Raw genomic sequence first — 21,254 nt, forward strand, 5'->3', positions numbered from 1 at the left:
ACATCGGAATAGGAGCGCTATCCGTGCCGAGTTTCTCGCGCAGTCTCGAACAGGCGCTTCACCGGGCTCTTGCCCTCGCCAATGAACGCCACCACGAATACGCCACGCTGGAACATCTCCTGCTCGCCTTGGTCGATGACCAGGACGCAGCGGCGGTCATGCGCGCCTGCAGCGTCGATCTCGACACGCTGCGGCGCAATCTGGTCGATTACATCGACGCGGAGCTGACCAACCTCGTCACCGACGGGCGTGACGATTCCAAGCCGACGGCGGGTTTCCAGCGCGTGATCCAGCGCGCGGTGATCCACGTCCAATCATCGGGTCGCGAGGAGGTGACCGGCGCCAATGTGCTCGTCGCCATGTTCGCCGAGCGCGAGAGCCACGCCGCCTATTTCCTGCAAGAGCAGGACATGACCCGCTACGACGCGGTCAATTACATCAGCCATGGCATCGCCAAGCGCCCCGGTGCGAGCGAGGCCAAGCCCGTGCGCGGCGCCGAGGAGGAGCCTGAGCAGCAGCGCGATTCCCGCGCTGCCGATCAGGGCAATGACGCCGACAAGGACAAGAAGAAGAAGGAAAGCGCGCTCGACGCCTATTGCGTCAACCTCAACCGCAAGGCGCGAGACGGCCGTATCGATCCGCTGATCGGCCGCGAAGCCGAGGTCCAGCGCACCATCCAGATTCTCTGCCGCCGGCAGAAGAACAACCCGCTGCTGGTTGGCGAGCCCGGCGTCGGCAAGACCGCCATCGCAGAGGGCCTGGCGCTCAAGATCATCCGCGGCGAGGTGCCGGAGGTCCTGGAGGACGCGACCGTGTTCTCGCTGGACATGGGCACGCTGCTGGCCGGTACGCGCTATCGCGGCGATTTCGAGGAACGCCTCAAGCAGGTGATGAAGGAGATCGAGGCCCACCCCAAGGCGATCATGTTCATCGACGAGATCCATACGGTGATCGGCGCGGGCGCGACCTCGGGCGGCGCGATGGACGCCTCCAATCTGCTGAAGCCGGCTTTGGCCTCCGGCGGGCTGCGCTGCATCGGCTCGACCACCTACAAGGAATACCGCCAGTATTTCGAGAAGGATCGGGCGTTGGTGCGCCGCTTCCAGAAGATCGACGTCAACGAGCCGTCGATTCCTGACGCGATCGAGATCCTTAAGGGGCTGAAGCCCTATTTCGAGGAGTTCCACAAGCTGCGTTACACGGCCGACGCCATCAAGGCGGCGGTCGAGCTCTCGGCCCGCTACATCCATGACCGCAAGCTGCCGGACAAGGCGATCGATGTCATCGATGAGACCGGCGCGTCGCAGATGCTGGTGGCCGAGAACAAGCGCAAGAAGGTCATCGGCGTGAAGGAGATCGAGGCCGCCATCGCGACCATGGCGCGCATCCCGGCCAAGACCGTCTCCAAGGACGACGCCGAGGTGCTGCGCAATCTCGAGAGCACGCTGAAGCGCACCGTTTACGGCCAGGAAAAGGCGATCGAGGCCTTGTCCTCGTCGATCAAACTGGCTCGCGCCGGCCTGCGCGACGGCGAGAAGCCGATCGGCTGCTATCTCTTCGCCGGTCCGACCGGCGTCGGTAAGACCGAGGTCGCACGTCAGCTCGCCTCGTCGCTGGGCGTCGAGCTCGTGCGCTTCGACATGTCGGAATATATGGAGCGCCACACCGTTTCGCGGCTGATCGGCGCGCCTCCCGGCTATGTCGGCTTCGACCAGGGCGGGCTGCTGACCGACAAGATCGACCAGCATCCGCATTCGGTGCTGCTGCTCGACGAGATCGAGAAGGCCCATCCCGACCTGTTCAACATCCTGTTGCAGGTCATGGACCACGGCAAATTGACTGATAATAACGGCAAGCAGGTCGATTTCCGGAACGTCATCCTGATCATGACGACCAATGCCGGCGCCGCCGATATGGCTCGCAACGCCTATGGCTTCACCCGCCAGAAGCGCGAGGGCGACGACACCGAGGCGATCAACAAGCTGTTCGCGCCGGAGTTCCGCAACCGGCTCGATTCCGTCGTCTCCTTCAGCCATCTGCCGAAGACGGTCGTGGCCCGCGTCGTCGACAAGTTCGTGCTGCAGCTCGAAGCCCAGCTCGCCGATCGCAACGTCACCATCGAGCTCAGTGACGAGGCGCGCGAATGGCTGGTCGAAAACGGCTATGACGAGGCAATGGGCGCCCGCCCGATGGCCCGCCTGATCCAGCAGACGATCAAGACGCCGCTCGCTGACGAAGTCCTGTTCGGACGCCTGAAGAATGGCGGCACGGTCAAGGTCGTGGTCGTCCAGTCCGAGACCGGCATCAAGGTGCTGGGGCTCGAATTCCCGGAAGGGCCGGTGAAGCCGAAGCCCGAAAAGGACGTCGCGGCGGCAGGCGAGAAGCGCGAGCGCAAGCCGCGCGCCAAGGCGGCGAGCGAGCCTGTGGTCTCGACATCACCGAAGAGACCTGCCAAAGGCGGCTCCGCTGGCAAGCCCGGCGGCGCCCCCGAGGCGCCGAAGACGCAGCGTCTTGTCAGGACCGTACCGAAAGTTCCTCTGACCAAGGCCTGAGACCGTGTGGTTCAAGCGAAAACCCGCCCCCCTTCTGGCGCAGGCGTCGGAATCCGTGCCGGAGGCTCCGGCACGCAAGCAGAAGCTTGGGTGGTTCGAGAAGCGCGAGCAGCGCCGGCGGCGGCGCAAGCTGTTCGAGGAGATCCTGGGCTGGATTCTCGTGCCGGCCTTCATCTACCTGATCTATCTCGGCGTGAAGGCGGTTGGCGGCGTGCCCAAGGAATTGATCGATTTCGGCAACGAGCTCATCGGCATCGTCATGAAGGGCGGCCGCTGAGGCGCTCGCTACGGGCTATCGGTCGGTTGCGGCTGACGCAGGGCTGACCGCGCGACACCGGATATCGGTTTGCCGCATCGTGCGGGTTAGAACGCTTGCAGCGCCCGCGTGAAAGTGGGGGCTATGTGGTCCTCGGTGGCTATCGGGCAAGCGTGCACATCCCTTCATGAGCGTATCGGCCGACTGGAGCTGGCAGCGTGTGGCGCTGGCCGGCATGCGCGATGCGCTCTCCCTGCCGGCTTGGGTCGTCGGCTTCGGGCTCGTCGGAATCGGTTCATTGGCGCGGGATGTCGGCTATCCCGTCGAGGTTGCGGTGCTGTCGACCATGCTGGTCTGGGCCGGGCCGTCGCAGGTGATCTTCTTCGCCTCGATCGCCGCCGGTGCCGCCTGGAGCGCGATTGCGATCGCGATCGGCTTCGCCTCATTGCGCTTCCTGCCGATGACGGTGGCGATCCTGCCCTTGCTGCGCCGGCCGGGGCAAAGCGTCTGGCTTCAGCTTGCCCTGTCGCATTATGTCGCCGTGACGGCCTGGACGGAGGGCTTGCGGCGCTTGCCTGCCGTGCCGCCGCCGCAGCGCGTCGCCTATTTCCTCGGCTTCGCCAACACTTGCATGGCCGTCAGCTCGATTGGCACTTTCTCGGGCTACTACCTCGTCAACGCCTTGCCGATTCCGTTCGCAGCGGGGCTGCTCTGCCTGACGCCGATCTTCTTCCTGGTTTCGCTGGCAGCCGGCATTCGGCATCGCGGCGACGTCGCGGCCATGGTGCTGGGTCTTGCGCTGGCGCCGATCTGCGACCGCTTCATCGGCGGCGGCTTCGATCTGATCGTTGCCGGTCTGGTCGCCGGCAGCATCGCCTTCCTGATCGGCCGCAGGCGCGGGAGGGCCGCATGACGGCGCCGATTCCCGGTCTGGACGGTGCCTACTGGCCCTATCTCGCCTTGCTGCTCTTTGCCGTGTTGCCGACCGAGATCTGGCGCTGGCTCGCGGTTGCCTTCGCACGACGGATCTCGCCCGATTCTCCGGCGCTTGAATGGGTGAGGGCGGTGGCGACCGCGCTCCTGGCCGGCGTCGTCGCCAAGCTGATCATCGTGCCGCCCGGCGCCCTGGCGGCGGCGCCCCTGGGCTTGCGGATCGGTGCGCTCACGGTGGCGCTTGCGATCATGCTCTTCGACCGGCGCAGGGTGATGCTCGCCGTGCTCATGGGTGAGGCGACGCTGATCGCTGGGGCGTGGCTGCTGATCTAGAGCGGGCCGTCATTTGAGCCGACAGGCGGCGAAACATGCCGCAATTTGTCGGGGTTACGGATGATATAGATGGCATGGATCAGGCCGTCGCGGATATCGAGCGCGGTCGCCTGCATGGTCTCGCCGCGTTCGAGACTGACATAGCCCGGCAAGCCATTGATCAGCACAGGCTCATAGTGCGTGGTCACGAGACCGAGCCTTGCGACTTTCTGGGCGATGCCGGCGAAGAAGCGCGCGACCTTGTCGAGACCGAAGATCTGGTTGATCGAGGCCGGTACCTTGCCGCCGCCATCGCTGTGCAGGACGACATCGCGTGCGAGCAATTGCTGCAGCAGGGTCGGGTCGGATTGATGCGAGGCCTTGAAGAAGGCCTCGGCATAGCGCGCAGCCTCCTCGCGAGAGACGCTGTTGCGCGGCGGCAGGTCGAGCCGGACATGCTGGCGCGCCCGGGTGGCGAGCTGGCGGCAGGCGGCCTCGCTGCGCTCCAGCATGCGGGCGATTTCGGCAAAGCCGATATCGAAGATGTCGTGCAGCAGGAAAGCGGCCCGCTCCAGCGGCGAGAGCCGTTCGAGCGCCAGCATCAGGGCGATCGGTGCATCGAGCTCGTCGTCTACAGGTTCGCTGCCACCAAGCTTCTCGACGATCGGCTCCGGAAGCCAGGTTCCGACATAGAATTCGCGGCGGCTGCGGGCCGATTTCATCTGATCGAGGCAGAGCCGCGTCACCACGCGCGCCAGATAGGCGCGCGGGTTGATGATGTCTTCGTGCTCGGCCTCGTGCCAGCGCAGCCAGGCATCCTGCACCACGTCCTCGGCATCGCTGACCGAGCCGAGCATGCGGTAGGCCAACCGGGTCAGGAATGACCTGTGCTGCTCGAACGCGTTGCTGGATGCGCTGTCTGGCTTGGCGGTCATGCGGCGGCGGTCCGGCTGCGATCCTGCGGATGCCGGGTGCGGAAGCCGCAGTTGATCCGGTTCCACATGTTGATGGCGCCGATGGCCACCGACAGGTTGACGCATTCGACCTCGCTGAAATGTTCGCGCAGGTCAGCGAAGGCCTCATCGCTTGGGGCGCCGTCGGAAAGTCGGGTCAGGGTCTCGGTCCAGGCCAGTGCAGCGCGCTCGCGCGGGGTGTAGAGTTCGGATTCCTCCCACGCGCTCAGCAGGTAGAGCCGTACCTCGCTCTCGCCGGCCTTGCGCGCATCTGCCGCGTGCATGTGCAGGCAATAGGCGCAGGTATTGATCTGCGAGGCGCGCATCTTCACCAGTTCGAGCAGGCTATGTTCGAGCCCGCATTCGCCGATGTATCCCTCGATGGCGATCACGGCGTTGAGGGCGGCGGGGGCGACCTGGAAGGCATTGAGGCGTTGGGTCATCTTGATCTCCTTCAGTGTACGATGAAGGCAAGACGAGACAGCGCCGACGGTTGTGACATCGCTCAGAGCAGGATGCGAAAAAGTGGGCACCGGTTTTTCGCATTGATCCTGCTCTCACTCCTAGATGAGAGACGGATTCAGATTTCAGCTGGGATCACTTCGTGAGCCCATCTGAAATCATCCGGCTCTCGGATTTTTTAGCGCGGCCCGGATTTTTTCGGCATGAGCGGCCAGCACATCGGGCTTTTCCATGGCGCCGGTATGGGGCCTGAGCGCGACGCCATCGAAGCGCGGCATGACATGGACATGCAGGTGGAACACGACCTGCCCGCCGGCGGCCTCGTTGAACTGCTGGATCGTGACGCCATCGGCGTTGAAGGCTGATTTTACCGCCCGTGCCAGCGTCTGGACGCTGAGGGCAACGGATGTCAGCGCCTCGGGCGGCGCATCGAATACATTACGGCAGGCGGCCTTGGGGACGACCAGGACATGTCCGTCGGCACGCGGCATGATGTCCATGATGGCGATGGTGTCGGTGTCCTCATAGACCGTGTGGGACGGCAATTCGCCGCGCAGGATCTTGGCGAAGACATTGGAGGGATCGTAGGCGCTCATCACGGGACCGGCAGGCTGGAGGCGGGAGAGTGCAACCTGTGGCTCGCCCGTCGTGCCGTCAACCCGTCGAGATGCGCGCAGCCGCAAGCGGCAGGATCTCTTCGACCGCGCTGTCGAGTACGAGATCGTCGCAGGCGCCGAGGATTTCAAACGCTATGGCTTCGAGACGCAGCAGCGGTCGGTCCCGCCGGCGCATCACGATGTCCGCCAGCGCCGCGGTCTCCCTGGCATCGAGGTCGTCCGTCAGATTGTAGAGGCCGACCAGCCAGAGATCGCCAGGCGCGCGTCCGAAGACCTGCTGTACGGCTTGCAGCATGTTTATGCCGTCGCGTTTTTCCGGATAGGCAGCGAGATAAAGCCGGCCACGATTGACGTTGCCCGAGAACAGGCCGCGCAGTTCGACGGCGAAAGGCGGGATAGCGCGGAGCGCCTGCCGCGTCTCGTCCGCGATGGTCGGCTCCGCACCGGTTCCGAGCGAGCCGCAGACCGTCGCGTGCAGCCTGTCCTTGCGGCGCGGCAAGATATCCCAGGCGATCTTGGCGGCGAAGGGCGCGGCCTTGATCTCAGCCTCCAGAGCGAGAAAGGCGGCAGACCCTCGCAAGGCCTCGTCCGGAACCGGCAGGACAAGCGAGAAAACCAGCGGATGCCGCCCCCTCTCGTAGAACTTGCCCTCCACCCGCGGGATGACGCGCGGATGGTTCGGCGCAACGAGCGGCAGATGGGCGAGCCGATAGCTGTCATCCAGCATCAGCGGCACCGAGAAATCCGTCAGGCTGCGGCGATAGCCGAGTTCGGAATCGTCGCAGAAGATGCTGGCGCTGCCCGTGGAAGCAGCCTCAGTCATCGGCGCCCCCAGTTTTCCGGAAGGGGCTTTCCGCTGCAAGCGCCTCCTGCGCCTGCGCGATATGCTGGCGTTCATTGACGAGATAGGCGGCGACGGCGCGGCGAAGCCCGGGATCGGCGAGATGATGCAGCGAGCGCGTCAGCACCGGTCGGTAGCCGCGCGCCAGCTTGTGCTCGCCCTGCGCGCCGGCCTCGACGCGGCTGAGCTTGTGGGCGATCGCATAGTCGATCGCCTGATGGTAGCAGAGCTCGAAATGCAGGAAGGGGTGATCCTCGATGCAGCCCCAGTTGCGGCCATAAAGTGTGTTGGCGCCGCGGAAATTGATCGCGCCGGCGATGTAGCGGCCGGCGCGCCTGGCCATGATCAGCACGATGCGCTCGCCCATCGCTGCCCCCACGGCCGAGAAGAAGGCGCGGTTGAGATAGGGCCGGCCCCATTTGCGCGAGCCGGTGTCCTCGTAGAAGGAGTGGAAGTCGTCCCAGACGGTTTCGGTCAGATCGGACCCGGACAGGACATCGACGGTGATGTCGGCAGAGAGCGCCTCGCGCCGCTCGCGCTTCAGCGCCTTGCGCTTGCGCGAGGCCAGCGTCGCCAGAAAATCATCATAGGTTTCAAAGCCTTCGTTGCGCCAGTGAAACTGAAGATCGTGCCGCTCCAGGTAACCGGCCTCGCGCAGCGCCGCGATGTCAGGCTCCTGGGCGAAGGTGACGTGGACGGATGATGCATTCGCTTGCCCGCACAATGCTTCCAGCCCGGCGATCAACCCGGCGCGGGCCTCATCGGCGCGCGGTCCGTCAGCGACCAGCAGGCGCGGCCCGGTCGCGGGTGTGAAGGGCGCGGCGATCTGGAGCTTGGGGTAGTAGTGCCCGCCGGCGCGCTCATAGGCATCGGCCCAGGCATGGTCGAAGACATATTCGCCCTGGCTATGGCTCTTGAGGAAGCTCGGCGATGCCGCCAGCAGCGTGCCTTGCGCATCCTCGACCAGCAGATAGGCCGGAGACCAGCCGGAACGCCTGCCGATGCAACCGCTCTCCTCGAGAGCGAGCAGGAAGGCATGCGAGACGAAAGGATTGTCCTCGTCGATCGCCGAGGCGGCATCCTGGCAGGCAGGAGCAGGGGAGATAGGAGCCGGGGAGGTCGCGGCCATGGCGGCGCGCAACGCGAACGGGTTGGCGCAGGCGTTCCATGCAGCGGCGGGGACGGTCTTCAAAGACGTCGCGACGCGCACCCTGAGGTCGTCGCGTCCGTCAACACTCAAGGTTTGAAGCCCTCGAAGACCATCTGGTCGGCATGCAATGCGGCCCGCTCGCGATCCCCGGCGTTGCGCACCGTCCAGCTCATCACCGGCAAGCCCAACGCCTCCCGACAAAGATAGGGAGCCGCGCTCGGCAAATCAGCAACCTTCCAGGACAAAAAGTCCGGCCGGCTCTCGCCGAAATGCAGCAGATTGGCCAGCGCATGTTTCTGGGTGGCGTCGAGGTGATCATAGTCGGGATAGGAATAGTCGCTCATCGCCACGATTCCGCGCGGGATGCCGGGCGCGAGCTCGCGCAATGCCGTGACGATCACGGGGTCGAAGGATTTCAGCACGATCGGCTGGCCAGAGCGCTGGTTGACGATCTGGGCCGTGCGCTGCGCCAAAGCGAGAGCGCCGTCGAAGCGGCTCTTGACCTCGATCACCAGCGGCACGCGTCCCGCGACCGCATCGAGAAAGCCGTTCAGGGTCGGAATGCGGTCACTGCTGCCCTTGAGGGCGATCCCGGCCAGCGCCTGCGCGCTCCGCTCGTTGACGAGGCCGGTCTCGGCCGTCAATCGGTCGAGCACGAAATCGTGAAACACCATCGCCTCGCCATCCGCGCTGAGCTGGACGTCGCATTCGATGCCGAAGCCGCCGGCGATGGCGGCCTCGGCTGCGGACAGGCTGTTCTCGATCAGCCCGGCCTTGGCATCATGCAGGCCACGATGCGCGATCGGTCGGGCGACGAGCCAACCGAGTCCGGAGGTCGCAAGCTGCGCCATCACGCGATCTCGAACATCGCCTCGACTTCGACGGCAGCGTCGGCCGGGAGTTCGGCGACGCCGATGGTCGAGCGGGCATGGCGGCCCTTGTCGCCGAGCACCTCGACCATCAAATCCGAGGCGCCGTTCATGATCGCCGGCAGGCCCGCGAAATGCGGCGTCGCATTGATGAAGCCGCCGAGGCGTACGCAGCGGGTGATCCGGTCGAGATCGCCGAGCGCGGCCTTGGCCTGCGCCAGCACGTTGATAGCGCAGAGCCGCGCCGCTTCGATGCCGGCCTCGTTGAAGATCTCGGCTCCGAGCTTGCCCTTGTGGCTGTCGGAAAGCTTGCCATCCGGCCCGAAACAGATCTGGCCGGAGATCACCAGCAGCTTGCCGGTGATCACATAGGGCACGTAATTTGCGACCGGCGCGGCGGGCGCGGGCAGGGTGATGCCGAGTTTGGCAAGCTTGGCTTCGATTGCGCTCATGGGGCGGCCTCCGGCTCGATGGAATGAAACCTTCATGGCCGATGGCCGGGCAAGCCGCAAGCAGCCTCGATATGCTCGCAAGGCGGCTCGGACCGGCGTTCACGAGGGCCGCCTTACGCCTTGTTTGCGCCACTGCTGCAATGCACCTAGATTCGTTCGATCACCTAGCAGATTGGCAAGTGTCATGAGCATGAACGGATTTGGCCTTGCGAGTACCCTGGCGAGTATCCTGAGCACGGTTGCCGTGCTGGCGAGCGTCGACGCCTCGGCCCAGCCTCAATCGGTCGGGCGCGTGGTTCTGGCGCCCCACCGCGCGGTCTATGATCTCGTGCTCGACGACGACAAGCCCGCCACCAGCATCGAGGCGGCGCGCGGCCGTATCGCCTTCGATTTCACCGGCGATGCCTGCGAGGGTTATGTGCTCTCCTTCCGCCAGGTCACGCAGGTGAGCAGCAGCGAAGGTGGCCCGCGCACCATCGACGCGCGTACGACGAGCTTCGAGGCAGGTGACGGGGCGAGCTACCGTTTCAAGACCGAAAGCTCGGCGGGCGGCGCACCGGCCGAGATCGTCGACGGCTCGGTCCAGAAATCCGGTGGCGGCTACGAGATCAAGCTCAGCGCACCCAAGCCCGAGACGGTGCGCCAGACGACGGACGCCCTGTTCCCGAATGCGCAGATGAAGGCGGTGATCGAGGCGGCGCGTGCCGGCAAGACCACGCTGAACGTGCGCCTCTATGACGGCGCCAATAGCGGCAAGGAGGTCTATGACACGCTCTCGGTGATCGGGAAGCGGATCGAGGCCAAGCCCTCCGAGGCGCCGCTGCAGCGGCCGGAGTTCGAGACGCTGGCGCGCTGGCCGGTGTCGATCTCTTATTTCAAGGTCGATTCCGGCGAGACTACGCCATCTTACACCATTTCCTTCGAGCTTTATGAGAATGGCGTGACCGGCGCGATCAAGCTCGATTATGGCAGCTTCGCCCTGCGCGGCACGCTCACGCGTCTGGATCTTCTTCCGAAGCAGGATTGCGCGAAGTAACGCTCGCGCCGCTGGCCCGCTGTGGGCCGCGCAGACTGAGGCCCTTGCCGATCGATGCATCGCCGAAGCGGGCGCGCAGCGCGTCGAGCGCGCCCTCCATCGCCTTCAGCCTGGGCGTCGCGACATCGGCGAGGTCGCCATGGTCGGCTTCCTCGGGTGCGCTGAAGTCGCTCGCGCCGATGCCGATCAGCCGATAGCGCTGGCCGTTGCATTCGCGCTTGAGCAGGTCGCGCCCGGCGGCGAACAGCCTGGCTGCCAGTTGTGTCGGCTCCGGCAGGCGGCTGGCGCGCGTGATCGCGTGAAAATCCGCCGTCTTCAGCTTCATGGTGATGGTCCGGCCTGCGAGCGCCTGGGCCTTGAGGCGTTTCGAGGTCTTCTCGCAGAGCCGCCATAGCACCGGCTCGAGATCCTCGAAGCGCGAAAGATCGACGTCGAGCGTGGTTTCGCTGGAAACGCTCTTGGTCTCGCGGTCGGGCGTGACCTGGCGCTCGTCGATGCCGTTGGCGAGCTTCTTCAGGCGCGGCCCATCCTTGCCGGCCAGGCGGAAGAGCTTGTCGATCGGCGCTTCGCGCAGATCGCCGATCAGGCGGTACCCGGATTCGGCGAGCTTGGCTGCACTCGCCTGGCCGACGCCGGGGATGAGGCTGACCGGCTTGCTCGCCAGAAATGCGACGGCCTCCGCCTGCCCGATGACGGAGAAGCCGCGCGGCTTGTCCATGTCGGAGGCGACCTTCGCCAGGAACTTGGCATAGGACAGGCCGACGGAGATGCTGATCCCGATCTCGCTTTCGATCCGCTTGGCGAAGCGCGCGAGCGTGATGGCGGGGCTGGCGTGATGCAGGCGCTCGGTTCCGGCGAGGTCGAGAAAAGCCTCGTCGATCGAGAGCGGCTCGACCAGCGGCGTCAGCTCCTGCATCAATCGCCTGACCTCGCGCCCGACCGCGACATATTTCGCCATGTTCGGTTTGACGACCACGGCTTCGGGGCAGGCCTCCAGCGCCTTGAACATCGGCATGGCCGAGCGCACGCCATAGGTCCGGGCGATATAGCAGGCCGTCGAGACCACACCGCGCTTGCCGCCACCGATGATCACCGGTTTGTCGAGCAGCGTGGGATCGTCGCGCTTCTCGATCGCCGCATAGAAGGCGTCGCAGTCGATATGGGCGAGGCTCAGGGTATCGCGCTCGGGATGGCGCAGCAGCCGGGGTGAGCCGCAAGCCGGGCAACGGCGCAGTGCAGCGATTGCCTCCTCATGATCGATGAGGCAATCGCGGCAGAACACGCGCCGCACGGGCTGGGCGGCCCGGTCGGTCACGGGGCCTCGTCCATGGGCGGCCCGGCGAGCCGTCCGCGCGCCTGCGCGACGATTTCCGGATTCAAGCTTAAATTTCCGGCAAACTCCAAGAGCAGCGAATCGCTGCCGGCGAGGTGGTCGAGTACCGCGACGAGGAACCCGGGCTCTTGCGCCGCAGCCCTCAGATTCGAGGGGCCGAGGCCGGTTTGGGCCAGAAAGGGCTCCAGACGCGCCGGATCTGCAGCGAGGAAGCCCAGCGCGCGCAGCGCGAGATGTTCAGCGTCCTCGATGGAGGGTGATCTTGCCATGGCGGGAGTGCCTTCCGAATCGAGCTTCAGGTTTGCGTTTCGTCAACGGCTCTCATGCTAACGTAATCTTTGAATGAGGCCGCCAACTTGTGATGGCAGGATCGAGATGGCCTGTCTGTGGCGCGATTGAAGGGCGGCATGATGAAGACGGTTTTGATCGTCGAGGACAATGAGCTCAACATGAAGCTCTTCAATGATTTGCTTGAAGCGCATGGCTATGCGACGCTGAAGACTGCCGATGGCATCGAGGCCATCGAACTCGCGCGCACGCATCATCCCGATCTGATTTTGATGGACATCCAGCTTCCCGAGGTCTCGGGACTCGAAGTCACCAAATGGATCAAGGAGGATGACACCCTCAAATCCATCCCTGTCATCGCGGTGACGGCTTTTGCGATGAAGGGTGACGAAGAACGTATTCGCGAGGGAGGCTGCGAGGCTTACCTCTCCAAGCCGATCTCGGTTGCGAAATTCCTGGAGACCGTCCGCGCCTACGCTGGCCCAGCCTGAGGCTTCGAAAGCAAACCATGTCAGCCCGTGTCCTCGTCGTCGACGACATCGTCACCAATGTGAAGCTGCTGGAGGCGAAGCTTTCAGCGGAGTATTTCGACGTCGTGACCGCGCTGAATGGCATCGAGGCGCTGGCTATCTGCGAACGCGGCGAGGCGGACATCGTCCTGCTCGACGTGATGATGCCGGGCATGGACGGCTTCGAGGTCTGCCGGCGCTTGAAGAACGGCGCGACCACGGCCCATATCCCGGTCGTGATGGTGACGGCGCTCGATCAACCCGGCGACCGCCTGAAGGGGTTGGACGCCGGTGCCGACGATTTTCTGACCAAGCCGCTGGACGACACCGCGCTCTTTGCCCGCGTCCGCAGCCTTGTTCGCTTGAAATCCGTCACGGACGAGTTGCGCAACCGCGCTTTCGCCTCGCGCCGGCTCGGCATCGCCGATCCGCTTGCCGCCGCGGCCTCCGAGACTGGCCTGAACGGCCGCATCCTGGTGATCGAGGACCGGCCGACCGTGACCGAGCGGCTGTCGAGTGCGCTCTCGGCTTTCCACATCGTCGAGATCGAGGCCGATCCGCATCAGGCCCTGGTGCGGGCTGCCGAGGGTGATTACGACAGCGTTCTCGTCAGTCTCGACCTCAAGGCCTATGACGGCCTGCGGATCTGCAGCCAGTTGCGCTCGCTCGAGCGCACCCGCAACGTCTCGGTGCTGATGCTGGGCGAAGCCGAGGATCGCGCGCGCATCCTGCGCGGCCTCGAGATCGGGGCCCATGACTTCCTGATCCGTCCGGTCGACCGCAACGAGCTCCTGGCGCGCGTACGCACGCAGGTGCGCCGCAAGCGCTTTACCGAGCGGCTGCGCGACAGCGTCCAGTCGTCCATGGAAATGGCGGTGATGGATCAGCTCACCGGCCTGCATAACCGCCGCTTCATGGACAGCCGCATGGGCACGATGTTCGATGAATCGGCGCTCAGGGCCCGCTCGCTCGCCATGCTTGTCCTCGATGTCGATCGCTTCAAGGTCGTCAACGACACCTGGGGGCATGATGCCGGCGACGAGGTGCTGCGCGAATTCGCCGACCGGGTGCGCGCCTGCACGCGCGGCATCGACCTGGTTGCCCGGATGGGCGGCGAGGAGGTCGTCGTGGTGCTGCCGGATACCTCTCTGGACGCGGCCTGCGCAGTCGCAGAGCGTATCCGCGAGCGGGTCGAGGCCGAGCCTTTCAGCATCCACCGCAACACCCGCTCCATCACGGTGACGGTCTCGATCGGCGTCGCGAGCCGGCGTGCGGGCGATGCCTCGGCGGCGGAGATGATGAAGCGCGCCGACGATGCGCTCTACCGCGCCAAAGATGCCGGGCGAAACCGCGTCATCGTGGCCAATGCCGCCTGAAAACCTGCTCTCATCTAAAAGTTGGAGCAGGATCTATGCGAAAAACCGGTTTCCACTTTTTCGCATCCTGCTCTAGCACCCCAGAACGGTTAGCAGGTAAGGTTAAGCATCGATGAATATTGGTGAATCAGTCCAATTGGATTGATTCGGGAGGGCCTGCCTGTAGGGTCGTTTCAACGCAGCGGCTAACTGTTGCTGCTTTGAGACGCCCTTCGGGCTCCCGGATCCGCCGCATCTCCTGGGAAACCGATGGGCTCGGCCGGTCGGTGACGGATTTCTGGCCTCATCAGAACCGTCGCCGGCCGACCACCTCTCGAAACCTGACGCAGACGGAGCAGCCCCGGGATTAGGGCGACAGCCTGCGTCCTGTGATCCAAGGGCGGTCTTCAGAAATAGCGCGAGAACAGCGCCGGCAGAGCGTAGCCGAACCCGGCGAAGAGCGCGAGGATGGCGAGCAGCATCAGCGCCGCCTTCAGCCGGCTGAGTGCGAAACGCGACGAATCGACTTCCACGAGCAGCTTCAGGAAGCGCCGCCACGGGCTGTGGCCGGGAGCGAGGGGCTCGGCATGCTTGTCGCCGCTGGTCAAGGACGATGTCCGATCGGGGAGGAGGATAGGTTCAAACTGGCAGGCGCCGGCACCGTCTCAACGGCCCGCGCGAGCCCATAAGCCTTTCGGCCTGCAAAGATCGGGCGAGAAGCCCATGCTACGCCAGCTATTGCCCGAGCCAAGTGACATATTCGTCGCAGGCGGATGCAAAACTTGGCCGCCTGGCCAGGCCGCTCACGGCGTCGGAGATTGCAGCGCAGCAAATCGATCCACGGTAGGGCTCCAGCGTGATACCCTGATGACGATTCGCAATCCAGGCTGTTCGGATTGCGAAGATGCTGGCCTGACATCCTCAACCTATGGAGCGACCCATGCGTACCCTCGCATTGGCGCTCTGCCTTACGGCATCACCGTGGGGCGGAGGGCTTGTCTACGCGCATAGTTGGTACCCTTACGACTGCTGCAGCGACCGCGATTGCTGGCCCATGGGAATGGACCAGGATGCCCGCGAACCCGATCCCCGCATCGTTCCCGGCGGCTATATGACCCATGATGGTCATTTCGTGCCGGAAAGTGCCACGCGGGTCTCGAAAGACGGGCGTTTTCACATCTGCCGGAGCGGGGGCACCCTGACCGGGACCGTGATCGCGCCGTCGCAGCGGCCCTTCTGCCTGTTCGTGCCCAAGCCGTCCTACTGACGGGCGCATCGCGGCAGGCCGAAATGAAAAACCGCCCGGGATACGAGCGGTTTTTCGAGAGCGTTGTTATGCCTGAAGCGTAACCAGGATCACTTGATCTTGGTTTCCTTGAACTCGACGTGCTTGCGCGCGACGGGGTCGTACTTCTTCTTGGACATCTTCTCGGTCATCGTGCGGGAGTTCTTCTTGGTGACATAGAAGAAACCGGTATCCGCGGTCGAGAGCAGCTTGATCTTGATGGTCACGGCCTTGGCCATGGGATTATCCTCGAGCCTGAGGGGCTGGTGAGGCCCTATAAAAAGAAAATGGCCGGGCGGACCCGGCAAACCGTCGGGTGGGGGAATGCCGCAACGAGCCGGCGAAGTCAAGAAAGAATGGCGCGTGCCTGGCTGTTTCCGCCTCGTCGCGTCATGCGGCGCAGCATGGCGCCGCGACGTCGGGTTTGGTCGCTCGATCACGTCGCATTCGGACGGTATCGTCCGAATGCGAAAAAATGTGATCGATTCTTAAAGTTTAGAGCATTGCTCACGCGAAAAACCGGTACCCACTTTTTCGCGCAATGCTCTATAATTCCTCGCGGACGAAGTGGCCGTTCTTCTCCCAATAATAGGGAACCGGCAGATAAGGCGCGAAACCCGCGCTCAGCCGCGCATCGACTTCCTTCAGAATCACCTGCGTGATCGTCGGCAGATCGAGCTTCTGCGCATCCGCGAACGTCACCCAGACGAGTTCGATCAACTCCGAATCGGGGCCCGTCACCCCCTCGACCTTCCCGGCGAGGGCGCCGTAGTCGATTGTGAAGAAACGCGTGTCGAAGCGCTTGGGCCGGCGCGGCGGCGTCACGGCCCGCGCGACGAATGTAATAGCGCTGAGGTCGGGGAAAATGCCGTGGCTGGCGAAGCCCGCCCAACTACCGGCCGGTGGCTTCTCGGGCCTGCCGAGCTCGCTCGAGCCGAAGAGCAGCCCCGTCTCCTCGAAGGTCTCGCGAATGGCGGCCAGCGCCAGCGCCCGCGCCTTCATCGGGCTTGGGCGCTGCATACGCGCCATCAGCCGGTTTTCGCAGATCTGGTCGAGCGCGCCGGTCGCCGTCATGCGGCGGTCTTCCGGATCGATCCTGCCGCCGGGAAAGACGAATTTCCCGGGCATGAACTTATGGCCGGGATGGCGCTTGCCCATCAGGACCCGTGGCGTCCTGGCCGAGCGGTCGATGATCAGCACCGTCGCCGCATCCTTGGGGCGCAGATTGACCTTGACGCGCGCGCGTTCGGCCTGCGTCAGCGTGACGACATGGTCGCTCACGGGCGCAGCAACGTGGCTGCGGGCTGGCGTTCCGGCCGTGGCGGCTCGCCGTCGAAGCCATGCATGCGCATCGCCCATTGCAGGCCGACCACGCCGCCCTTCACCGGTTGCATCATCACGAGGCAGAGCAGGACCGTCAGGGCTGGCCAGATCGCCATATGCAGCCACATCGGCCAGTTGGCATATTTCTCGGCCATCAGCAGGCCGCCGACGACGATATGGCCGACAATGGTGATGACGATATAGGGCGGCAGGTCGTCGGCGCGCTGATGATGCATCGCCTCGCCGCACGCCTCGCACGTATCGACCGGCTTGAGGAAGGCGCGGAACAACTTGCCTTCGCCGCAATGCGGGCAGCGCCCCATCAGGCCGCGCCCGATGGCGCTGCGCCAGTCGCGTTCGACCGGCCGCCCCACCGCATGATTGATTTGAACAGACATCAGCGCCTCTTGCCGGGCTTCTTGCCGCCCGCCTTGCCGAAGGACGGCTTCGCCCTCGCGCGCCCTGATATAGGGGGCCGCGCCGAGCGATTGCCAGAGCGTCCCGGTGTCACATGCCGGCCCTCGGAGAGCAATTCGAAGCGCAGAGCGCCTGCCACCGGGGCGGCTTCGACGAGGCGCACATGCACACGGTCGCCCAGGCGCCAGCTCTCGCCGCTGCGTTCCCCGATCATGGCGTGGGCGGCTTCGTCGTAGCGATAATAGTCGGCGCCCAATGTCGAGGCCGGGATGAAGCCGTCGGCGCCGGTGCCGTCCAGCTTCACGAACAGGCCGGCGCGGTTCACGCCGCCGATACGGCCATCGAAGCTGGAGCCGATCTGGTCGGCCAGGAAATGCGCGATCAGGCGATCCGTGGTCTCGCGCTCGGCCGCCATGGCGCGGCGCTCGGCCGCCGAGATCCGGGTCGAGACCTCGCGCAATTCGGCGAGCGTCGTCGTCTTCGGCAGACCGTCATCTCCGGCCCGCATGGCGGTGATCAGAGCGCGGTGGACGATAAGGTCGGCATAGCGCCGGATCGGCGAGGTGAAATGGGCGTAGCGGCGCAGGTTCAAGCCGAAATGCCCGTAATTCTCGGCGACATATTCGGCCTGCGCCTGGGTCCGCAATACGACCTCGTTGAGGAAGAGCTCGTTCTCCGAGCCCTTGATCATGGCCAGGATGCGGTTGAACAGCACCGGCCGGAGCGCGGCCTCCTTGGGCAGCTTGATGCCGATCGAGGCCAGAACCTCGCCGAGCGCCCGCATCTTCTCCAGCGATGGCTCGTCATGGCAGCGGTAGATCAAGAGGCTGCCGGCCTTCTCCAGGGTCTCTGCGGCCGCGACATTGGCGAGGATCATGAACTCCTCGATCAGCTTATGCGCCGCCAGCCGCTCGGGCACGATGACGCGGTCGACCGCGCCGTCGGGTTTCAGCACCAGCTTGCGCTCGGGCAAATCGAGATCGAGCGGCTGGCGCGCGTCGCGGGCGCGGGAGGCGATGCCATAGGCGGCCCAGAGCGGCATCAGGATGGTGTTGCGGATCGGGCTGGTGGTTTCGTCGGGCTTGCCGTCGATCGCGGCCTGCGCCTGCTGGTAGGACAGCTTGGCGGCCGAGCGCATCAGGATGCGGTGGAAGGAATGGGTCTTCTTGGAGCCGTCCGATTTCAGCACCAGCCGTACTGCGAGAGCCGGCCGGTCTTCGCCGCCACGCAGCGAGCAGAGATCGTTCGAGATCCGCTCCGGTAGCATCGGCACGACCCGGTCGGGGAAATAGACCGAATTGCCGCGCTCCAGCGCCTCGCGGTCGAGGCTGGAGCCCGGCCGGACATAGGCTGCGACATCGGCGATGGCGACGGTGACGACATAGCCGCCGGGATTATCGGGATCGGCGTCAGGTGCGGCATGGACCGCGTCGTCATGGTCCTTGGCATCGGCGGGGTCGATCGTGATCAGCGGCAGATCGCGCCAATCCTCGCGGCCGGCAGTGCCGGCGGGGCGCACCGCATCGGCCTCGGCGATGGTCGCCGGCGAGAAGACGTTGGGAATGCCATGGGCGTGAATCGCGATCAGGCTGACGGCGCGCTCCGATTTGATCGAGCCAAGCCGCTCGCGCACATGCGCCTCGGAAGGCCCGAAGCGCGTCTCGTTGCGCAGCGTGACGGAGACGAGGTCGCCATCCTGCGCCTCGGCCGTGCGGCCCTTCGGGATCAGCGCCTCGCGGCCCTGCGCCTTCTTGTCGATCGGGATCAGGCGACCGCTGCCATCGGGCAGGGCGCGGAAGATGCCGAGCACCTGGGCCTTGCCCTTGCCCATGATCTTCAGCACGCGGCCGGAATAGGTGAAGCCGTCGACACCCTTCAACCGGGTCAGCTTGAGCAGGACCTGATCGCCGACACCGGCTGCCGGAGCCGCATTGCGCTTGGCGCGGAACTCGCGCGCTCGCTCGATCAGGATGCGCGGCGCCACGCCCTGGTCGGCCTCGTTCCATTCCAGGGGGGCCGCGACGAGGTCGCCGTCGCGATCCTTGGACTTGATCTCGCTCAGCAGGACGGGGGGCAAGGCGCCGCGCGGATGCGCGGCCAGCGTCCCGTTCCCGGGAGCGTCGACAGCCTGATCCTCCTCGATCTCCTTCAACAGCCGCTTCAGCCAGATCTTGCCGCCGCCGGACAGCCCGAAGGCACGCGCGATCTCGCGACGGCTGGCATCGCGGCCGGCGGCACGCTCGGTCTCGATGAAGTCCAGGATCGCCTCACGGCTCGGCTCAGGCACGGGCGATGACACGATATCGGCTCGTCAAAACGGGGGAGGGCGAAGAAAACACGGTCCCTGTCTGCCATGAGCGCCGCGCCGACGCCAGAACCGGTATCGCCGCATCCTCCGATGAAAGCGTCCCAAATGAAAGAAGGGCCGCCCTTGCGGGCAGCCCTTCCATTGTCGAACCGCGGCCCGGCGAGCCGGACCCAAAGGCGCGAAAACTCACGCGGAACAAGAACCCCATTGGGAATGAGTCCAGGTCCACCCGCTTTGCACCAGCGGTTGATGACAATGAGACACTGGATCACCTCCTTTCAGTTGTTACCGACAAGGACAGGCTAGGGCGATTCTCAGGCCGGCGTAAATGTCAAAAAAAGCGCTTCCTTCGTCAGGCGAAATGCCGCGACAGCCGGCAAAATGAAGCTCTCTGGATTGTCTGCCGAAAAGTTGGGCGGAAAGTTCGCCTAATAAATAAGCAAATACGCCCATCTCGCATCATCCTTGCGCGCATGGCGGCCCATCTCGCAGGAAATTCGGCAAAACCTGCCCCTGCGGCAGAGATTTGCGGGCGCAACCATCCCAAAAAGCTCGTTGGCATGTCGCTTGCGAGCCCGCTCCTCCGGGCCGGGGAGGCCTCTCGGCACCCGCTCAAGGGTGCATTCAACAGGATTGGTTCGGGGGACATGTCCGTGAGCAATACTCGTCGCGTTATTTTGGGCGCTGCACTTGCAGGCGCCGCTTTTCTGGGGACGCTCCTGCCGGCCGCAGCGCAGGAGACCATCAAGGTCGGCATCCTGCATTCGCTCTCGGGCACGATGGCAATTTCCGAGACGACGTTGAAGGACGTCATGCTCATGCTCATCGACGAGCAGAACAAGAAGGGCGGCGTGCTCGGCAAGAAGCTCGAGGCCGTGGTCGTCGACCCCGCCTCGAACTGGCCGCTCTTCGCCGAGAAGGCGCGCGAGCTGATCGCCAAGGACAAGGTCTCGGCCGTGTTCGGCTGCTGGACCTCGGTGTCGCGCAAATCCGTGCTGCCGGTCTTCAAGGAGCTGAATTCGATCCTGTTCTACCCCGTTCAGTACGAGGGTGAGGAGTCGGAGCGCAACGTCTTCTACACCGGCGCCGCGCCGAACCAGCAGGCCATTCCCGCGGTCGATTATCTCGCCAAGGAGGAGAAGGTTCAGCGCTGGGTGCTCGCCGGCACCGACTACGTCTATCCGCGCACGACCAACAAGGTCCTCGAGGCCTATCTCAAGTCCAAGGGCGTCAAGGCCGAGGACATCATGATCAACTACACGCCGTTCGGTCATTCTGACTGGCAGACGATCGTGTCCGACATCAAGAAGTTCGGCTCGGCCGGCAAGAAGACCGCCGTGGTCTCGACCATCAACGGCGACGCCAACGTGCCGTTCTACAAGGAGCTCGGCAACCAGGGCATCAAGGCGACGGATATCCCGGTCGTGGCCTTCTCGGTGGGTGAGGAAGAGCTCGCCGGCATCGACACCAAGCCGCTGCTCGGCCATCTCGCTGCGTGGAACTACTTCCAGTCGGTGAAGACGCCGGAGAACGAAGCCTTCATCAAGCAGTGGAAGGCCTACAAGAAGAACGAGAAGGCCGTCACCAACGATCCGATGGAAGCCCATGTCATCGGCTTCGCCATGTGGGTCAAGGCGGTCGAGAAGGCCAAGAGCTTCGATCCTGACAAGGTCATCGACGCGCTGCCCGGCATCGAGGCGCCGAACCTGACCGGCGGTGTCTCGAAGATGCTCCCGAACCACCACATCACCAAGCCTGTGCTGATCGGCGAGATCAAGGCCGACGGCCAGTTCGACGTGGTCTCGAAGACCGGTCTCGTCGCTGGCGACGCCTGGTCGAAGGAGCTCGACGGCTCCAAGGACCTGATCGGCGACTGGGTCGAGAAGAAGTGCGGTAACTTCAACGTCAAGACCGGCAAGTGCGGCGGCGCGTGAGGTCATGAGGGGGAGGGACGGCACGGGCGGATAAGCCCGGCCGTCCTTCGGATTTCGACGAGACGCCTG

23 protein-coding genes are annotated in these 21,254 nt (G+C 64.7%); 9 read left to right on the forward strand and 14 right to left on the reverse strand.

Translation table 11 applies throughout. From position 1 onward, the window contains the following. The first annotated feature begins 23 nt into the window (after positions 1-23). From clpA to ACSQ3P_RS04315, 4 genes are all read left to right on the forward strand, one after another. Positions 24-2,552 carry an ATP-dependent Clp protease ATP-binding subunit ClpA gene (clpA, locus tag ACSQ3P_RS04300; protein WP_436164391.1) on the forward strand — a complete coding sequence of 843 codons (2,529 nt, stop codon included), beginning with the start codon at positions 24-26 and terminating at the stop codon, positions 2,550-2,552. Positions 2,553-2,556: 4 nt separating this feature from the next. After that, on the forward strand, positions 2,557-2,829 hold the full coding sequence (locus tag ACSQ3P_RS04305; RefSeq protein WP_436164392.1) for a hypothetical protein: 273 nt from the start codon (positions 2,557-2,559) through the stop codon (positions 2,827-2,829). Between the two features lie 166 nt (positions 2,830-2,995). Beyond that, on the forward strand, positions 2,996-3,721 hold the full coding sequence (locus ACSQ3P_RS04310) for an AzlC family ABC transporter permease (RefSeq protein WP_436164393.1): 726 nt from the start codon (positions 2,996-2,998) through the stop codon (positions 3,719-3,721). Beyond that, positions 3,718-4,074 carry an AzlD domain-containing protein gene (locus ACSQ3P_RS04315; protein WP_436164394.1) on the forward strand — a complete coding sequence of 119 codons (357 nt, stop codon included), beginning with the start codon at positions 3,718-3,720 and terminating at the stop codon, positions 4,072-4,074. The genes ACSQ3P_RS04310 and ACSQ3P_RS04315 overlap by 4 nt, the downstream gene beginning before the upstream one ends. Here ACSQ3P_RS04315 and ACSQ3P_RS04320 read toward each other — a convergent pair. The 7 genes from ACSQ3P_RS04320 to ACSQ3P_RS04350 form a co-directional block, all read right to left on the reverse strand. Further along, entirely contained in the window at positions 4,071-4,988 is a 918-nt protein-coding gene (locus ACSQ3P_RS04320) for a sigma-70 family RNA polymerase sigma factor (protein WP_436164395.1), read from the reverse strand. The genes ACSQ3P_RS04315 and ACSQ3P_RS04320 overlap by 4 nt on opposite strands. Then, complete coding sequence (locus ACSQ3P_RS04325) at positions 4,985-5,449, reverse strand: carboxymuconolactone decarboxylase family protein (RefSeq protein ID WP_436164396.1); 465 nt, start codon at positions 5,447-5,449, stop codon at positions 4,985-4,987. The genes ACSQ3P_RS04320 and ACSQ3P_RS04325 overlap by 4 nt, the downstream gene beginning before the upstream one ends. A gap of 177 nt (positions 5,450-5,626) precedes the next feature. Further along, positions 5,627-6,064, reverse strand: coding sequence for an HIT family protein (locus tag ACSQ3P_RS04330; RefSeq protein ID WP_436164397.1), 438 nt, complete (start codon positions 6,062-6,064; stop codon positions 5,627-5,629). Between the two features lie 58 nt (positions 6,065-6,122). Next, a complete protein-coding gene (locus tag ACSQ3P_RS04335; protein ID WP_436164398.1) occupies positions 6,123-6,908 on the reverse strand; it encodes a hypothetical protein in 786 nt (261 codons plus the stop codon). Then, positions 6,901-8,166 (reverse strand): GNAT family N-acetyltransferase, encoded by a 1,266-nt coding sequence (locus tag ACSQ3P_RS04340; RefSeq protein ID WP_436164399.1) that lies wholly within the window; start codon positions 8,164-8,166, stop codon positions 6,901-6,903. Before ACSQ3P_RS04340 ends, ACSQ3P_RS04335 begins: the two co-directional genes overlap by 8 nt. Then, positions 8,163-8,927, reverse strand: coding sequence for a glycerophosphodiester phosphodiesterase family protein (locus tag ACSQ3P_RS04345; RefSeq protein ID WP_436164400.1), 765 nt, complete (start codon positions 8,925-8,927; stop codon positions 8,163-8,165). Before ACSQ3P_RS04345 ends, ACSQ3P_RS04340 begins: the two co-directional genes overlap by 4 nt. Continuing rightward, on the reverse strand, positions 8,927-9,397 hold the full coding sequence (locus ACSQ3P_RS04350) for a RidA family protein (RefSeq protein WP_436164401.1): 471 nt from the start codon (positions 9,395-9,397) through the stop codon (positions 8,927-8,929). The genes ACSQ3P_RS04345 and ACSQ3P_RS04350 overlap by 1 nt, the downstream gene beginning before the upstream one ends. A gap of 184 nt (positions 9,398-9,581) precedes the next feature. On the opposite strand from ACSQ3P_RS04350, the gene ACSQ3P_RS04355 reads away from it, so the two are divergent. Further along, positions 9,582-10,433: a cell envelope integrity EipB family protein gene (locus tag ACSQ3P_RS04355; protein ID WP_436164402.1), complete on the forward strand. Its 852-nt coding sequence runs from the start codon at positions 9,582-9,584 to the stop codon at positions 10,431-10,433. On the opposite strand, the gene ACSQ3P_RS04360 is transcribed toward ACSQ3P_RS04355, so the two are convergent. Both ACSQ3P_RS04360 and ACSQ3P_RS04365 read right to left on the reverse strand, forming a co-directional pair. Then, the gene (locus ACSQ3P_RS04360) at positions 10,390-11,748 is read right to left on the reverse strand and encodes a DNA polymerase IV (RefSeq protein WP_436164403.1); all 1,359 of its coding nucleotides are present in this window, start codon (positions 11,746-11,748) and stop codon (positions 10,390-10,392) included. The genes ACSQ3P_RS04355 and ACSQ3P_RS04360 overlap by 44 nt on opposite strands. After that, a complete protein-coding gene (locus ACSQ3P_RS04365; protein WP_436164404.1) occupies positions 11,745-12,035 on the reverse strand; it encodes a DUF3572 domain-containing protein in 291 nt (96 codons plus the stop codon). The genes ACSQ3P_RS04360 and ACSQ3P_RS04365 overlap by 4 nt, the downstream gene beginning before the upstream one ends. Before the next feature lie 138 nt (positions 12,036-12,173). Between ACSQ3P_RS04365 and ACSQ3P_RS04370 the strand changes: the two genes are divergently transcribed. Beyond that, positions 12,174-12,545, forward strand: a complete 372-nt coding sequence (locus ACSQ3P_RS04370; protein ID WP_310149449.1) for a response regulator — start codon at positions 12,174-12,176, stop codon at positions 12,543-12,545. A 17-nt stretch (positions 12,546-12,562) separates the two neighbouring features. Further along, entirely contained in the window at positions 12,563-13,939 is a 1,377-nt protein-coding gene (locus ACSQ3P_RS04375) for a PleD family two-component system response regulator (protein WP_069691760.1), read from the forward strand. Between the two features lie 386 nt (positions 13,940-14,325). On the opposite strand, the gene ACSQ3P_RS04380 is transcribed toward ACSQ3P_RS04375, so the two are convergent. Beyond that, a complete protein-coding gene (locus ACSQ3P_RS04380) occupies positions 14,326-14,526 on the reverse strand; it encodes a hypothetical protein (RefSeq protein WP_436164405.1) in 201 nt (66 codons plus the stop codon). A gap of 452 nt (positions 14,527-14,978) precedes the next feature. Between ACSQ3P_RS04380 and ACSQ3P_RS04385 the strand changes: the two genes are divergently transcribed. Next, a complete protein-coding gene (locus tag ACSQ3P_RS04385; RefSeq protein ID WP_436164406.1) occupies positions 14,979-15,185 on the forward strand; it encodes a hypothetical protein in 207 nt (68 codons plus the stop codon). Between the two features lie 89 nt (positions 15,186-15,274). Here ACSQ3P_RS04385 and rpmG read toward each other — a convergent pair whose 3' ends face one another. From rpmG to rnr, 4 genes are all read right to left on the reverse strand, one after another. Continuing rightward, entirely contained in the window at positions 15,275-15,442 is a 168-nt protein-coding gene (gene rpmG, locus ACSQ3P_RS04390; RefSeq protein WP_038367996.1) for a 50S ribosomal protein L33, read from the reverse strand. 307 nt (positions 15,443-15,749) lie between these two features. After that, a complete protein-coding gene (locus tag ACSQ3P_RS04395; RefSeq protein WP_436164407.1) occupies positions 15,750-16,484 on the reverse strand; it encodes an NUDIX hydrolase in 735 nt (244 codons plus the stop codon). Further along, a complete protein-coding gene (locus tag ACSQ3P_RS04400; RefSeq protein ID WP_436164408.1) occupies positions 16,481-16,924 on the reverse strand; it encodes a DUF983 domain-containing protein in 444 nt (147 codons plus the stop codon). The genes ACSQ3P_RS04395 and ACSQ3P_RS04400 overlap by 4 nt, the downstream gene beginning before the upstream one ends. After that, a complete protein-coding gene (rnr, locus tag ACSQ3P_RS04405; protein ID WP_436164409.1) occupies positions 16,924-19,242 on the reverse strand; it encodes a ribonuclease R in 2,319 nt (772 codons plus the stop codon). The genes ACSQ3P_RS04400 and rnr overlap by 1 nt, the downstream gene beginning before the upstream one ends. A 656-nt stretch (positions 19,243-19,898) precedes the next feature. Here rnr and urtA point away from each other — a divergent pair. Next, on the forward strand, positions 19,899-21,185 hold the full coding sequence (urtA, locus tag ACSQ3P_RS04410; RefSeq protein ID WP_436164410.1) for an urea ABC transporter substrate-binding protein: 1,287 nt from the start codon (positions 19,899-19,901) through the stop codon (positions 21,183-21,185). Positions 21,186-21,254 lie beyond the last annotated feature (69 nt).

The organism is Allobosea sp. LjRoot9, from assembly GCF_964252745.1.
Lineage (GTDB): Bacteria > Pseudomonadota > Alphaproteobacteria > Rhizobiales > Beijerinckiaceae > Allobosea.

Coding starts and splice junctions, on each gene's coding strand:
- ACSQ3P_RS04310 (WP_436164393.1), top strand. CDS start 2,996: ATGAGCGTATCGGCCGACTGGAGCTGGCAGCGTGTGGCGCTGGCCGGC.
- ACSQ3P_RS04315 (WP_436164394.1), top strand. CDS start 3,718: ATGACGGCGCCGATTCCCGGTCTGGACGGTGCCTACTGGCCCTATCTC.
- ACSQ3P_RS04320 (WP_436164395.1), bottom strand. CDS start 4,988: ATGACCGCCAAGCCAGACAGCGCATCCAGCAACGCGTTCGAGCAGCAC.
- ACSQ3P_RS04325 (WP_436164396.1), bottom strand. CDS start 5,449: ATGACCCAACGCCTCAATGCCTTCCAGGTCGCCCCCGCCGCCCTCAAC.
- ACSQ3P_RS04330 (WP_436164397.1), bottom strand. CDS start 6,064: ATGAGCGCCTACGATCCCTCCAATGTCTTCGCCAAGATCCTGCGCGGC.
- ACSQ3P_RS04335 (WP_436164398.1), bottom strand. CDS start 6,908: ATGACTGAGGCTGCTTCCACGGGCAGCGCCAGCATCTTCTGCGACGAT.
- ACSQ3P_RS04345 (WP_436164400.1), bottom strand. CDS start 8,927: ATGGCGCAGCTTGCGACCTCCGGACTCGGTTGGCTCGTCGCCCGACCG.
- ACSQ3P_RS04350 (WP_436164401.1), bottom strand. CDS start 9,397: ATGAGCGCAATCGAAGCCAAGCTTGCCAAACTCGGCATCACCCTGCCC.
- ACSQ3P_RS04355 (WP_436164402.1), top strand. CDS start 9,582: ATGAGCATGAACGGATTTGGCCTTGCGAGTACCCTGGCGAGTATCCTG.
- ACSQ3P_RS04365 (WP_436164404.1), bottom strand. CDS start 12,035: ATGGCAAGATCACCCTCCATCGAGGACGCTGAACATCTCGCGCTGCGC.
- ACSQ3P_RS04370 (WP_310149449.1), top strand. CDS start 12,174: ATGATGAAGACGGTTTTGATCGTCGAGGACAATGAGCTCAACATGAAG.
- ACSQ3P_RS04375 (WP_069691760.1), top strand. CDS start 12,563: ATGTCAGCCCGTGTCCTCGTCGTCGACGACATCGTCACCAATGTGAAG.
- ACSQ3P_RS04385 (WP_436164406.1), top strand. CDS start 14,979: ATGGACCAGGATGCCCGCGAACCCGATCCCCGCATCGTTCCCGGCGGC.
- rpmG (WP_038367996.1), bottom strand. CDS start 15,442: ATGGCCAAGGCCGTGACCATCAAGATCAAGCTGCTCTCGACCGCGGAT.
- ACSQ3P_RS04400 (WP_436164408.1), bottom strand. CDS start 16,924: ATGTCTGTTCAAATCAATCATGCGGTGGGGCGGCCGGTCGAACGCGAC.
- urtA (WP_436164410.1), top strand. CDS start 19,899: ATGTCCGTGAGCAATACTCGTCGCGTTATTTTGGGCGCTGCACTTGCA.